This window comes from Streptomyces sp. NBC_01116, assembly GCF_041435495.1.
Lineage (GTDB): Bacteria > Actinomycetota > Actinomycetes > Streptomycetales > Streptomycetaceae > Streptomyces.
On the sequence record NZ_CP108644.1, the window covers coordinates 8,488,831 to 8,501,847 of the forward strand.

Sequence of the window (13,017 nt, forward strand, 5' to 3'; positions counted from 1 at the left end):
CTAGGTCAGGCCGATCTCGGCGCAGGCGGCGGCGTACGTCGCCGTGCACACCTCGGCGGTCTTCAGCGGCTTTCCGTCGCCCACCAGCACCTCCGCGATGTTCTCCCGGGTGACCACGGTGGGGGTGAAGAGCTCCGAGGGAGTGCCGAAGAGGGTGGTGTCGCCCCGGGGCTTCCTGCCCTCGGCGAAGGCGTACGCCGCGGTGGCCGCGGCTTCCGCGACGGTCTTGATGGGCTTGGAGATGGTGTTGTACTGGTCGCCCTTGATGATCCGCTGGGCGGCGGCGAGTTCGGCGTCGTTCCCGGTCACCGGCGGGACCTTCGCTCCGGCCGCCTTGAACGCGGCGATGGAGCCGCCGCCCGTGCCGTCGTTGGCGGCCACCACTCCGGCGATCCTCCCCGGGAACTTGGCTATCTGGCCGCTGACCCAGCTCTGGGCCTTGCCCGGTTCCCAGGCCGGCGTGTCGTATTCGGCGAGGAGATCGAATCCGCTGGAGTCGACCGCGCTGTGTACGCCCTTCTTGATCAGGCCCGCCGCCGCGTCGGTCGGCGATCCGTTGACCTGGAGGAGCCCGCCCTTCGAGGAGGTGGCCTTGAGGTGCTCCACCAGGGAAGCGCCGATCATGGAGCCGATCTTCTCGTTGTCGAAGGAGACGTAGTAGTCGGCCTTGACCGCCGGGATCGGCCGGTCGTACGCGATGACGGGGACCCCTCGGCCCTGCGCCGTACGGACGGTGCTGGCGGCCGCGGCGGAGTCCACCGGATCGATCACGATGACGTCGGCGCCCTGCGCGAGAGCCGAGTCGGCCTGCTGCTGTTGCTTCGCCGCGTCGCCGCCCGCGTTCTGGTAGAGGACCTCGCAACCACCGCAGAGATCCTTCACCTTGGCCCTGAAGAGAGGGGCGTCGTACAACTCGTACCGGGTGGAGGCGATATCGGGCATCAGGAACGCGATCTTCGCGTCCCGCGGCGACTTGGCGTCCGTGCTGTTCGGCGCTTTCGTCGTACAAGCGGCGGCGGAGACGATCACCGTCATCACGGACAAGGCAGCGGCGAACGATCTGACAGAGCGTTGCTTCACTGGAATCTCCCGGTCTTCAGGCGGAGAGCCCTCCTTCGCGTCAAATTAACAGCGCGCGTGTTAGTAGTGTCAATGGGCATGTCATAAATAACAGGGTGGTGGGCTCGTCCGGAGGCGGCCGGTCAACCGCTGAACCGCGCGCGAGCCCGCCATTCGGTGCGGGCCGTCGTCAACTCCGCCCGGTACCGCTCGTATCCGTCCTCGTACAGCGCCCGTACGTCCGCACGCGGTTCGACGACCTGGTGGCGCCCCGGCGGCGCCTCGTACCCGGGGGACAGGGAAGCCCTCGCGACGGACACCACGCCGAGCGCCCCGACCTGCTCCTCCAGCGGAACGCGGACGGGCCGGCCGAGGACGTCGGCGATCAGCCGGGCCCACATCACCGACCGGGTGCCACCGCCGCACAGCGCCAGGGTGCCGCTCAGCCCAGCCGTGTCCAGGCAGTGCCGGGCGGCGTAGCCGATGGCCTCGCAGACGGCCCTCACAGCGTCCTCCCGGCCCGTCGCCAGGCTGAGCCCGTCGAGTCTGCCCCGGGCCGCCGGCTCGACGAACGGGGCCCGTTCGCCCGCTTCGGACAGGAAGGGGAAGGCATGGACGCCCCGGGCTCCGGGCGGACTGTCGGTGAGCAGGGCGTCCACGTCGGCCGTGGTCGCGCCGACGAGGGCGAGCACCCACTCCAGCGCCGCCGTCCCGACCATCGCGGGCATGGCGCGCAGCCAGCGGCCGGGGACGGGTGTGCACAACCACATGCCGGCGGGCTCGGCGAGCGGATCGAGATCGACGCGGTCGGTCAGCACCTGGCTCGCGAGGGTCGTGCCGAGGATCAGAACGCCGTCCCCCACCTCGCGCACCCCGCTGCCGATCGCGCACGCCGGCAGGTCGTACGGCCCCGCCACGACGGGCAGCCCCTCGGGGAGCCCCAGGAGTCCGGCGCCGCGGCCGTCCAGCCCGAGCACCGTGCCGGGGGCGGCGGGAGGCGGCAGCAGACCCGCCCGTTCCTCGACGCCGCAGGCCGCCAGCGCCTGGGGTGCGTAGCGACGGGTACGGGGGTCGAGGAACGGCAGCGTCGCGTCGGAGGCGTCCAGGCACACCCGGCCGGTGAGGCGCTGGGCGACAGCGTCGACGCAGTACCCCGCGACGGCGGCCCGGTCCAGCGACTCCGGCTCGTGTTCCTGGAGCCAGTTCAGCAGCGGGCCGTGGCATCCCGGGAACATGCCGGAGCCGGTGTGCGCGTAAGCGGTGCCGACCGTGCCGTCCACCAGCCAGCGGGTCACCACGTCCGAGGCCCGCGCGTCCATCCAGGAGATGGCGGGCCGCACCGGGCGGCCCTCGGAGTCCCGCAGCCACAGACCGTCCCCCTGACCGGTGAGCGCCACGGCGTCCGGTGTCCGGCCGACGGCGGCGGCGACTTCGCGCACGACCTCGCCGACACCGGCCACGACGTCGTCGAGATCCTGCTCGACGCGACCGCCCGGCAGCATGTCCAGATGGGAGCGCCGGCTCGCGGAGGCCAGCGCGTCACCCGCCCCGTCGAACGCCACGGCCTTGGTGACCGACGTCCCGATGTCCACACCGATGATGGTGCTCACGCCTGGTGCCTCCCGTACGAGACGATGCGGGCCGATATCAGTAGACAAGAACGGATAGAGGCGGAAGCGAGCAGATGGTGCGGAGTGGGGCCGGCGGGGGGCGGACGAGCTCCCGGGCGACGGTCACGGCGAGGGCGGTCGCCGTCAGGTCCGACCGGCCGCCAGGACGTCATGGTTCGCGAGGTGGGCCGGCTCCTCCCCGCGCAGGAAGCGGCCGACCTCGGATGCGGTGACGGACGCCGCCCGGTGCGCCGTCTGCCGGGTCGCGCCCGCGAGATGGGGGGTCGTGATCACGTTCGGCACGTCGCGCAGGGCCCAGTCGGCGGGGATCGGCTCGATGTCGTACACGTCGAGGGCGAGCGCCCCGAGGGCGCCGCCCCGCAGCAGCTCCGGCAGCGGCCTGTGGTCGAGCAGCCCGCCACGGGCGGAGTTCACCAGGACCGCGCCGTGCGGCAGCAGCCCGAGGCGGCGGGAGTCGAGCAGGTGGTGGGTCTCCTCCGTCAGGCGGGCATGCAGACTCACCACCGAACTCCGGCTCAGGAGGTCGTCCAGCTCGACCGGTTCGACCCCGTCCGCCTCGATCGCCGCCCGATCGGCGTACGGGTCGGCCGCGAGCACACGGGCCCCGAAGGCGCGCATCACCCGTGCCACGATGCGGCCGATGGCGCCGTAGCCCACGAGTCCGACCGTGGCCCCGCCCAGCTCGCCGCCGCTCTCCTCGTACGCGTACAGATCGCCCCGCCAGATGCCCCGCTTCAGCTCCGCGTCGGCGGTGGTGACGCGGCGCATCGCGGCGAGCATCAGCCCCACGGCGAACTCCGCGGCGGCCTGGGCGTTGCGGCCGGGGGCGAAGCTGACCCTGACCCCGTGACGGGTGGCGGCGGCCAGGTCCACATTGACCGGCCCGCCCCGGGAGACGGCGACGAGGCGCAACGCGGGCGACGCGGCGAACACCCGGCCGGTGAACGGGGCCATCTGCGTCACGCAGACCGAGGCCCCGGACAGCGCCTCGATGAGCTCGTCCTCCGTACCGCTCGCCTCGTGCACCTCCGCGACCGGGCCGAAGGGCTCGTGGGGCCAGGGGAGGGTCAGCTCCGCGAACTCCGGGAGCTCCCGGGCCGTACGCGACAGCTCCTGGCTCACTGCCGCGCGGATCAACGAGGGACGGACGAAGTGGTCGCCTGCGGCGAGGATGCGCATGACGTCGGATTCCTTCTGCGAGGAGAGCCGGTGGGCTTGCGTGGCGAGCAGGCCGGAGGGTGATCCGAGCCGTGACAGGGCGGTCCTGGACTGTGGAATTTCTGTTAAATTTAACAGCGCCCACGTGAACCGGCAATGCGCCCGGCGCGTACGGCCTGTTGCTCACCTCGCGTTCTGTTGCTCACCTTGCGTCTGCTGTTCCCGCGTTCGCCGTTCCTGTGGTTGCTCATCCTGCGGTTGCGCCTCGACCTCGAAAGGGCCTCTCCATGACCTCTCGGCTCCTGCTGGTACGCCACGGCGAGACCGAGTGGCACGCGGAGAACCGGTACGCCGGTGTCACCGACGTCGCCCTGACGCCCAAGGGCGTGGCCCAGGGAGCCGACCTCGGATCCTGGGCCGCCCGCAACGGCGTGGACGCGGTCGCCTGCTCCCCGCTCGGCCGCGCGCGCCTGACGGCGGCTCCCGCGGCGGCGGCGCTGGGCCTGACGGCGGACGTCCGGGAGGGGCTGCGGGAGGTGGACTTCGGATGGGGCGAGGGCAGGACCGTCGAGGAGATGGCCGAGGAGGACCCCGAAGCCGTACGGCGGTTCCGCGAGGACGCCGGCACCGGCGCCTTCCCCGGCTCCGAGCCGGTCGCCCTGGCCGCGGCGCGGGCGACCGGCTCCCTGCGCGACCTCGCCCACCGACACCAGGGAGAGAAGGTGCTGGTCGTCGCCCACAACACCCTGCTGCGCATCGCCCTGTGCGAACTCCTCGGACTGCCCCTCGGACGCTACCGGCGGATCTTCCCGCGACTGGACAACGGGGCTGTCACGGAGATCGAGATCCGCGGCGCGGAGACGGCGCTGCGCTCGCTCAACGTGCCCACCACCGCGCCCCCCGCCCCCGCGCCCGGCCCGGGCCCTGCGGGAGACTGACCCCCATGACCAAGAGATCCGCCGAAGAACGGCGACGGCTCATCGCCGACCATGTCGTGGAGCAGGGCACGGCCACGGGCGCCGCCCTCGCCCAGCTCGCGGGCGTGAGCCTGATGACCGTCCACCGCGACCTCGACGACCTCGCGCGGCAAGGGGTGCTGCGGCGCTTCCGCGGCGGCGCGTCCGCCCTGCCGTCCACGGTGTTCGAGTCGAGCCTCGACTACCGGCTCGGCGTCAACACGGCGGAGAAGAACGCTGTCGCGCGCGCCGCCGCCGCGCTGGTGGAGCCCGGGATGTCGGTGATGCTCGACGATTCCACCACGGTCCTGGTCATGGCGGGCCTGCTGGTCGACCTCGCCCCGCTCACCGTCGTCACCAACGCCCGCCGGGTGCTCGACGTCTTCACCGGGTGCGAGGGCATCCGCCTGATCGCCCTGGGCGGCGAGTACTCGCGCACCCATGACTCCTTCCTCGGAATGCCCTGCGTCGAGGCGGTGGAGGCGCTCTCCGTCGACCTCGTCGCGGTCTCCACCTCGGCCCTCGACGCCAGGACGGCCTACCACCAGGAGCAGGACGTGGTGCTGGTGAAACGGGCGATGCTCACGTCGGCGGCCACGAAGGTGATGCTCATGGACCACACCAAGCTGGCCCGGACCGCGCTGCACCGCGTGGGGCCCGTCGGCGACCTGGACCATCTCGTCGTGGACGACGGGGCGGACGCCGAACTGCTCGGCAAACTCCGCGAAAGGACCCGGGTGACGGTGGCGGCGGTCGTCCCCTGACGCCGCTCGTTCCGCCAGTAGGCCGTTCCTCCCGCCCCGCCGCCATGATGGAACGCATGGTGAATTCACACGCACGCAGCCACCGCGACGGACCGCCACCTGATCGGTGGACGTCACAGGCCCGTCCCGCCGGGGAAGGACGCTTTCCGCCATGAGCAGTGCATCCCGTCGCACCACTCCCCACGCCCCGGCCGTGATCGGCGTCGACGTGGCCACCGCGTCCGTCCGCACGGTGTGCGTGGACGGCCAGGGGCGCGTACTCGCCGAGGCCCGGGGCGAACTGCCGCCCCCCGTACGGACCGCCGCCGGGACGAGCGAGCAGGACGCCCGGTCGTGGTGGCCCGCCGTACGGTCGGCGCTGCGCCGCACGACGGGCGCGCTGCCCCGGGGCGGCCGCGAGGTGATCGCGGTGGCCGTGTCCGCCACGTCCGGCACCATCGTGCCCACCGGGACCGACGGTGTCCCGCTCGGCCCGGCCCTGATGTACGACGACCGGCGGGCCGCCGACGCCAACGCCGGGGCCCAGCGGGCGGGCAGCGCCCGGTGGGACGCGCTCGGCCTGTCCGTGGGGCCCACCGCGGCGCTGGGCCGGGCCGTCTGGTGCCTGCGGACATACGGTTCCGCTCTGCGTCAGGTCCTGCACACACCCGAGGTCGTCGGGCGCGCGCTGACGGGCCGCCCCGTCGCCACCGACTGGAGCCACGCGCTCAAGTCCGGCTACGACGCCCGTGCCGCGGAGTGGGCGCACGAGGTCTTCGACGCCTTCGACTTCCCGCTCGCGCTGCTCCCCTCCGTACGCGCCCCCGCCACGGAGGCCGGAGTCGTCGGCCCGGAGGCGGCCGAGGCCACGGGCCTGCCCCAAGGATGCTCCGTACGCCTGGGGATGACGGACGGCTGCGCGGGCCAGATCGCCACCGGGGCGGTCGAGCCGGGCCGCTTCGTGGGCGTGCTCGGCACCACGTACGTCCTCAAGGGAGTCTCCGCGGACCTGGTCCGCGACGCGACCGGCGCGTTCTACAGCCATCGTCACCCCGACGGCTGGTGGCTCCCCGGCGGTGCCTCCAACACCGGAGGGGAGTGCCTGGCCGACGTAGCCCCGGCCCGCCTGCCCGCGCTGGACGCCGCCGCTGCGGCCCGGGGCCCCGCCTCGTACGTGCGCTACCCGCTGTGCCGCGACGGCGAACGGTTCCCCTTCGTCTCCGGCGCGGCACGCGGATTCGAGCTGGGCCGCCCCCGCGACGAGGCGGACGCCCACCGGGCCGCACTCGAAGGAGTCGCCTTCGTCGAACGCCTGGCCCTGGACCGGGTCGAGCGTCTGGGCGTTCCGGTCCTCGGCCCCCTGCACGCGGCCGGCGGGGGCAGCCGCAGCGCCGTGTGGACGACGATCCGGGCCACCGTCCTGGACCGCCCGATCCGGGTCGTCGAGCGCGCGGAGACGGCCTTCGGCGCCGCGCTCCTCGCCGCGACCGGCACGCTCCACGAGGACCTCGCTGCGAGCGCCGCGGCGATGGTGCGCGGCGGCGCCCTCGTCGAGCCGGTACCGGAGGAACGCCCCGCCCTGGACGACGCCTACGGCCGCTTCGTCACGGCGCTGAGCGAGCGGGGCTGGCTCCCGGCCGACTGACGCGTCGCGCCCCGCCCGTACCCGTAGACGAGGGGAAAGAGCGTCAGCGCGCACTGATCCTCAGCCGACCGTTCCGGTGAAGGTGAAGTCGGAGGCGTGGTCGCCGGCCCACTGCGCGTAGGAGCGTCCCGGTCGGCCGAGGACCTCGGCGAGGGTGAGGTAGGCGTCGTCGGAAGCGGGGTTCACTTCGCCGGGTTCGTCGGTGACGCCTTCCACCCCGTCGTAACTGGTGAGGCCGTACAGCCAGTCGGCGTTGTCGGCCGCGAACCCGCCCTGCTCGCGGTAGAAGTCGAGCGCCTGCTGGGGCGTCACCTCGTCGAGGGCGATGTCCTCTCCCACCGCCCCGGCGATGAGGGCGACCTGTTCGCGCTTGGTGAGTCTGTCGGGGCCGATGATCGTGTCGATGCGTCCGCGGCGGTCGTGATCGAGCAGGTCGGCGAGGATGACGTCGGCGATGTCCTGCTCGTGGATCGGGTTGCCGGCCTGGTCGGGGAACGGCTCGACCGCCCGCCGGCCGGAGCGGATGGCCGGACCCCAGATGAGCAGGGCATTGGTGGCGAACTCACCGGGCCGGACGATCGACCAGTCGAGCCCGGACGCCTGCACCGCGCGCTCGACGGGCAGGTTGTAGGTGGTGTCATGGCCCGCGGTCACGGCGGCGGACGACACGACCACGATGTGCTCGATCCCCGCCTTCCGCGCGCGTTCGACGACCGCGACTGCCGTGTCCGGCACCGCGATGAGCACCAGTGACCTGGCCGCCTCGAAGGCGGTGCCGAGCGTCGACGGCTCATGGACATCGCCGGCCACCACCTCCACGGCAGGCGGCAGAACGCGCTGCCGGGGCCGCCGGGACACGGCTCGCACCGGCCGGCCGCCGCTCAGCAGCCCATCGACGACGCGCCGCCCGAGCACGCCGGTCGCACCGGTCACGACGGTAAGAGGCAATGAACTATCAAAGTGAGACTTCATAGTCTCATAATGACACTGTGCCTTATGATCCGGCAATGGAGTTGTCACCGCAGAAGCAGCGCACGCGTCGTGCCATCCTCGATGCGGCGGCGGGTGAGTGGGCGCGGGATCCCGCCGTGAGCCTGGGGCGCATCGCCGCGGCGGCCGGTGTCGGCCGCGCCACCGTCCACCGCTACTTCCCCGACCGCGAACATCTCCGGTCGGCGCTCACCAGTGACTCCTGGGCCGCCCTCCACGCGGCGATCGTGGAGGCCGCTCCCGGCTCCGGCCCGGTGCTGGAGGTGGTCGACCGGATCGTCAGTGCCATGGTCCACGTCGGCGACCGGGTGCTGTTCCTGTTCGCCTCGGCGGGGGAGGAGCCCTCCCGCGCGGACGCCCCGGTCGCGGGCGAGGTCGACGAGATCCTCGTCGCGGAGATCCGGCGGGGGCAACGGGACGGTGAGCTCGACTCCGCCGTCCCGGCCCAGTGGATCCAGCGCATGCTGTGGAGCATCGTCTACACCGGCCTCCACGCGACCGGTGACGGGCTCGTCGCACGCCACGGGGTCGACGACCTGATCCGTTGGACCCTTCGCGGTGCCATCAGCGCCCGATGAGCGGGCTGTTGGCGTTGAGCCGTCCCGAACGGGCGCGTGGGTCACGGTACTTCGATACGGGAGCGGTTCCGGGAAAGCCGCTGCCGCAAGGACCTTGCCATGCTGGCCGGACCCCTCTACGTTCACTTTAGAAAGCGCTTGCTGTCCCGTCGCTCGCGGTGTGGAGCCCGGGGCGCCGGAGCGCTGCCGCATGCCCCCCGGACCGACGGAGCCGCTTCTGTGCGGCGGCATGCGGGAGCGCTCCCACATGTCATGAGCACGCCATGTGTGCGTTCTCTGTCATCCATCACCGACCGACCGATTACGCAGGGGAGACGACCATGGAACGACCAGTCGCACGGCGGTTGCAAGCCGCCGTGGCAACTCTGGCCATCGCGGCCGCGGCCGCGGCCGGAGCAGGGCTGTCGGCGCCCGAGGCGGCGGCGGCGACCGGGAGCGCCACCGGCTACGCCACCCAGAACGGCGGGACCACCGGCGGGGCGGGCGGGCAGACCGTCCGCGCCACCACCGGGACCCAGATCCACGAGGCGCTGTGCGGGCGGGCCGACAGCAGTACCCCGATCGTGATCGAGGTCGAAGGCACCATCAACCACGGCAACACCGCCAAGGTGTCGGGCGACAGCTGCAGCACCGCCGCCGGCGTGATCGAGCTCAAGCAGATCAGCAACGTCACGATCGTCGGCGTCGGCAGCGGGGCCGTCTTCGACCAGCTGGGCATCCACCTGCGCGAGGCCGGCAACATCATCATCCAGAACGTCACCGTCCGGAACGTCAAGAAGTCCGGCTCGCCCACCTCCAACGGCGGCGACGCCATCGGCATGGAGTCCGGCGTCCGCAACGTCTGGGTCGACCACACGACCCTGGAGGCGTCGGGCGGGGAGTCGGAGGGCTACGACGGACTCTTCGACATGAAGGCCAACACGCAGTACGTGACCCTCTCGTACAGCATCCTGCGCAACTCCGGCCGCGGCGGCCTGGTGGGGTCCAGCGAGAGCGACCTCTCCAACGGATTCATCACCTACCACCACAACCTGTACGAGAACATCGACTCCCGCGCGCCCCTGCTGCGCGGCGGCATCGCCCACATCTACAACAACCACTACGTGCGGCTCAACGAGTCCGGCATCAACTCCCGGGCCGGGGCCCGCGCCAAGGTGGAGAACAACTACTTCCAGGACTCCAAGGACGTCCTCGGCACCTTCTACACCGACGAGGCCGGCTACTGGCAGGCCGGCGGGAACACCCTCGACAACGTGACCTGGTCCAGCCCCGGCGGCACGACCAACCCCGCAGGGCCCGACATGAAGTCCACCACCACCGTCGACATCCCCTACACCTACCGTGCCGACACGGCCGGTTGCGTGCCGGACGTCGTCAGCCGCACGGCGGGCGCGGGCACGGGCCTGAAGGTCTCGGACGGCAACTGCACCCCGCAGACGCCCACGCCGACGCCGACGCCGACCGACCCGACGCCAGGACCGACGGACCCGACGCCCGGCCCGACCGATCCCACCCCGCCCACCGGGACCAACCTCAGCATCGGAGCCGGCTCCGACGGCTCCAGCAAGGCCGCCGGCACGAGCTACGGCGATCTGCGCGACGGCGACCGGAACACCTACTGGTCACCCGCCGGCCCCACCGGCTCCGCCTCGATCAAGTGGGCCTCCGCCACCCAGATCTCCTCGGTCGTCATCCGTGAGGCAGCGGGTTCCACCGGTGCCATCAAGGGCTGGCGGCTTTTCAACGGAGACACCGGCGCCGTCCTGACCTCCGGCGAAGGAGCGGGCGCCATCAGCTTTCCCCGTACCTCCCTGCGGAAGATCACCTTCGAGATCACCGGCTCGACCGGCACTCCGAGGATCGCCGAGTTCGAGACCTACGCGGGCTGACCACACGGACCGCTCCCACGATCCACGACCCGCACCTCCCACGCGGTCGGGAGGTGCGGGTCCCGGGCGTCCAGCCGGCGGGCCGGGACGTGGGCACGGGCCTCGACCGGACTGAGCTGCGGCCGGTTCGCGGGGCCGGTGACGCCGGCGCCGGGGCCGGTGTTGCGGTACTCGGCGAAGCGCTGATCCTGCCACGCGAAGCCCGCGGACATGGTGGCGTACGGCGTCCTCGCGTCGATCCCCGGGCCGAGCCGGCTGTCGCGGACGGTCAGCATGGGGTGTGCCGTGAGGTCCGACGAGGGCACCCAGGGGCGGGCGAGCTTGTGGTGCGCGTCGGGGGCGGTGCTCGTGACCCGGGAGAGGACGACGAGGAAACCGTGCGGGTTGGTCCCGGCGGTGCTCGGCGCGAAGACGTAGCCGTAGGGGGGCCGAGGCCAGGTCGGTGCGGTTCAGCGCGCGGAAGTGGCAGTGGTCGAAGACGGCGGTGGCGCGGCCGAAGACGAAGTCGACGTCGCCTTCCACGGAGCAGTCGCGGTAGTACTGGCGGGCGGACGCGGTGACGGCGAGTGAGTCGGCGTACAGGGTGTCCTGGAGGCCGAGGAACCGGCAGCCGTGGAACGCCGACCGGTCCCCCTGGACCTTGACGGCGACGGTCTGCGTGCCGGTGTACTCGGGGTTGTCGGAGCGCAGCCGGTCGTTGGCGAAGGTCAGGTCGCGGGCGGCGAACCCGGGGCCGCACCCGTTCCGGCGAGCAGGGAGAGGGCGGTGCGCCTGCTGGTCGGGCAAGGGCCGCTGGTCAGGTACGGATTCCCGGGCAGAGAAGGGCCGTCGGGTGGGCAGGGGCCGTTGGGCATGATGGGGCTCCTCGCGGCGGATGGCGAAAGGCCGGAGCGGCGCTCTCCGGGGTGGTGGAAAGCATGCGGTGCCGCTCCGGCCGGTTCGCGAACGGTCGGTTACGTGCGGTCGGGCGTGCGTGCTCAGCGGCCCGTCGTGCTCGCCCTGCCCGCTCCCGCACGGAGCGCCACGAGCACCGGCACGGCGAGCGGGTGGTGGACCGCCGTCCGCAGGCGGGGCGTCCAGCCGGCGCCCTCGGTGAGGTGCTCGCCCGGCACCCCCGCGTTGTGCACGGCGACCAGGTCGGTCTTCCGCCCGTCGACGTAGTTGTTCGCCGCCGTGAGTGACGACTCCGACCACTTCTTCAGGATCGTCGCCCGGTCCACGTCCCGCGCCAGGGTGAACGCGTTGTGTTCGGCCACCAGCCGGGACTCCGCGCCGATGCCGTACGTGTATCCGTAGGCGCTGCCCTTTGTTGCCACGAAGTGGTTGTTGTACGAGTCGACCCGGCCGAACCGCACGCGCGGCGCCCGCTCCTTCACGTCCTTGAAGAGGTTGTGGTGGAGCGTGACGCGGAGCTTGTCCCGGTCGGTGGCGCCCGCGCCGTCGCTGTTGCCGATGAGCATGGTCTTGTCGTGGTCCCTGAGGACGTTCCACGAGACGGTGACCAGGTCCGCGCCGCGCACGATGTCGAAGAGGCCGTCGTGCTGCTGGTACACCTGGCCGAAGTAGTGGGGCTGCTCCGCGTCGGGGCGGTCGCCGTCGCTGAACGTGTTGTGGTCCACCCAGACATGACGGGACCCGTACACGACGAGGTTGTCGTACTCGGAGTTCCAGGCGCCCTCGGCCCCGTCCATGGGGTCCCACTGGGGGAAGCAGTCATAGGTGTCCTCGAAGCCGAGGTTGCGGATGATGACGTTGGAGACGTCCCTCACCTGGAGCGAGGCGCCGACGACCTTCGGGTTCTTCCCCACGCCGACCAGGGTGGTGTTGGAGGGGACCTTGATATGGACGGAGGCTGCCTGGAGCTTCGCGGAGGCGGCGCGGGCCTCCTCCAGCGGACCCGAGGGGACCGCGTCCCGGCCCCAGACCTCGGGGTCGTAGGCGGTGAGGTACTTCTCCAGCGTGTAGCCGCCGGTCTGATACTGCTCGCAGTCGATCGGCGTGCCGTGGACGTCGGAGTTGCCGTGCACGGTCCCGGAGATCCTGACGATCTTCGGCGCGTCGCCCGCCTCCGCCAAGGCGGCGACGAGTTCGGCCCGGTTGGTCACCGAGTAGACGTGGTCGGGGGTGGCGTTCGCGCCGCCCGTGGTGGAGCCCTCGGCGGCGGCCCAGCCGTCTCCGGCGGGAAGCACCGCGCGCTCGATGCCGGGGCCGGGGTGGCGCGGGTGTGCGGTGGCCCGGCCGGGGGTGCCGAGGGCGAGGGCCAGGGAGGCGCAGCCCAGGGTCACGGCGATGGCGCGGGTGTGACGCTTGCGTGCGGGCATGGCGAATCCTTCTGTGTCGTCGGAAGGGAGAGAAGGGAGAAGGACAG

At 72.1% G+C, this 13,017-nt stretch carries 10 protein-coding genes and 1 pseudogene; 5 read left to right on the forward strand and 6 right to left on the reverse strand.

What is annotated here, in order from left to right; translation table 11 throughout:
• The 3 genes from OG245_RS36805 to OG245_RS36815 form a co-directional block, all read right to left on the reverse strand.
• On the reverse strand, nucleotides 1-1,035 hold the full coding sequence (locus OG245_RS36805) for a substrate-binding domain-containing protein (RefSeq protein ID WP_371627677.1): 1,035 nt from the start codon (nucleotides 1,033-1,035) through the stop codon (nucleotides 1-3).
• A 167-nt stretch (nucleotides 1,036-1,202) separates the two neighbouring features.
• Entirely contained in the window at nucleotides 1,203-2,669 is a 1,467-nt protein-coding gene (locus OG245_RS36810) for an FGGY family carbohydrate kinase (RefSeq protein ID WP_371627678.1), read from the reverse strand.
• A gap of 144 nt (nucleotides 2,670-2,813) precedes the next feature.
• On the reverse strand, nucleotides 2,814-3,869 hold the full coding sequence (locus OG245_RS36815; RefSeq protein ID WP_371627679.1) for a 2-hydroxyacid dehydrogenase: 1,056 nt from the start codon (nucleotides 3,867-3,869) through the stop codon (nucleotides 2,814-2,816).
• A 266-nt stretch (nucleotides 3,870-4,135) separates the two neighbouring features.
• On the opposite strand from OG245_RS36815, the gene OG245_RS36820 reads away from it, so the two are divergent.
• The 3 genes from OG245_RS36820 (at nucleotide 4,136) to OG245_RS36830 (ending at nucleotide 7,192) form a co-directional block, all read left to right on the forward strand.
• Nucleotides 4,136-4,786, forward strand: coding sequence for a histidine phosphatase family protein (locus OG245_RS36820; protein WP_371627680.1), 651 nt, complete (start codon nucleotides 4,136-4,138; stop codon nucleotides 4,784-4,786).
• Between the two features lie 5 nt (nucleotides 4,787-4,791).
• Nucleotides 4,792-5,568 carry a DeoR/GlpR family DNA-binding transcription regulator gene (locus tag OG245_RS36825; protein WP_371627681.1) on the forward strand — a complete coding sequence of 259 codons (777 nt, stop codon included), beginning with the start codon at nucleotides 4,792-4,794 and terminating at the stop codon, nucleotides 5,566-5,568.
• Nucleotides 5,569-5,719: 151 nt separating this feature from the next.
• Nucleotides 5,720-7,192, forward strand: coding sequence for an FGGY-family carbohydrate kinase (locus tag OG245_RS36830; protein WP_371627682.1), 1,473 nt, complete (start codon nucleotides 5,720-5,722; stop codon nucleotides 7,190-7,192).
• A 60-nt stretch (nucleotides 7,193-7,252) separates the two neighbouring features.
• Here OG245_RS36830 and OG245_RS36835 read toward each other — a convergent pair whose 3' ends face one another.
• Nucleotides 7,253-8,125, reverse strand: a complete 873-nt coding sequence (locus OG245_RS36835) for an SDR family oxidoreductase (RefSeq protein ID WP_371627683.1) — start codon at nucleotides 8,123-8,125, stop codon at nucleotides 7,253-7,255.
• Nucleotides 8,126-8,199: 74 nt separating this feature from the next.
• Here OG245_RS36835 and OG245_RS36840 point away from each other — a divergent pair, with 74 nt between their 5' ends.
• Complete coding sequence (locus tag OG245_RS36840) at nucleotides 8,200-8,760, forward strand: TetR/AcrR family transcriptional regulator (protein WP_371627684.1); 561 nt, start codon at nucleotides 8,200-8,202, stop codon at nucleotides 8,758-8,760.
• A gap of 320 nt (nucleotides 8,761-9,080) precedes the next feature.
• Entirely contained in the window at nucleotides 9,081-10,649 is a 1,569-nt protein-coding gene (locus OG245_RS36845; RefSeq protein ID WP_371627685.1) for a polysaccharide lyase family 1 protein, read from the forward strand.
• On the opposite strand, the pseudogene OG245_RS36850 reads toward OG245_RS36845, so the two are convergent.
• Both OG245_RS36850 and OG245_RS36855 read right to left on the reverse strand, forming a co-directional pair.
• Nucleotides 10,637-11,378, reverse strand: a pseudogene (locus OG245_RS36850) (pectinesterase family protein); the annotation flags it as partial. The gene OG245_RS36845 and the pseudogene OG245_RS36850 overlap by 13 nt on opposite strands.
• A gap of 248 nt (nucleotides 11,379-11,626) precedes the next feature.
• Nucleotides 11,627-12,970 carry a polysaccharide lyase family 1 protein gene (locus OG245_RS36855; RefSeq protein ID WP_371627686.1) on the reverse strand — a complete coding sequence of 448 codons (1,344 nt, stop codon included), beginning with the start codon at nucleotides 12,968-12,970 and terminating at the stop codon, nucleotides 11,627-11,629.
• Between the last annotated feature and the right edge of the window lie 47 nt (nucleotides 12,971-13,017).

Bases quoted from the DNA above. Each gene is read 5' to 3' on its own strand.
- OG245_RS36805 (WP_371627677.1), bottom strand. From the start codon at position 1,035: ATGACGGTGATCGTCTCCGCCGCCGCTTGTACGACGAAAGCGCCGAAC.
- OG245_RS36815 (WP_371627679.1), bottom strand. From the start codon at position 3,869: ATGCGCATCCTCGCCGCAGGCGACCACTTCGTCCGTCCCTCGTTGATC.
- OG245_RS36820 (WP_371627680.1), top strand. From the start codon at position 4,136: ATGACCTCTCGGCTCCTGCTGGTACGCCACGGCGAGACCGAGTGGCAC.
- OG245_RS36825 (WP_371627681.1), top strand. From the start codon at position 4,792: ATGACCAAGAGATCCGCCGAAGAACGGCGACGGCTCATCGCCGACCAT.
- OG245_RS36830 (WP_371627682.1), top strand. From the start codon at position 5,720: ATGAGCAGTGCATCCCGTCGCACCACTCCCCACGCCCCGGCCGTGATC.
- OG245_RS36840 (WP_371627684.1), top strand. From the start codon at position 8,200: ATGGAGTTGTCACCGCAGAAGCAGCGCACGCGTCGTGCCATCCTCGAT.
- OG245_RS36845 (WP_371627685.1), top strand. From the start codon at position 9,081: ATGGAACGACCAGTCGCACGGCGGTTGCAAGCCGCCGTGGCAACTCTG.
- OG245_RS36855 (WP_371627686.1), bottom strand. From the start codon at position 12,970: ATGCCCGCACGCAAGCGTCACACCCGCGCCATCGCCGTGACCCTGGGC.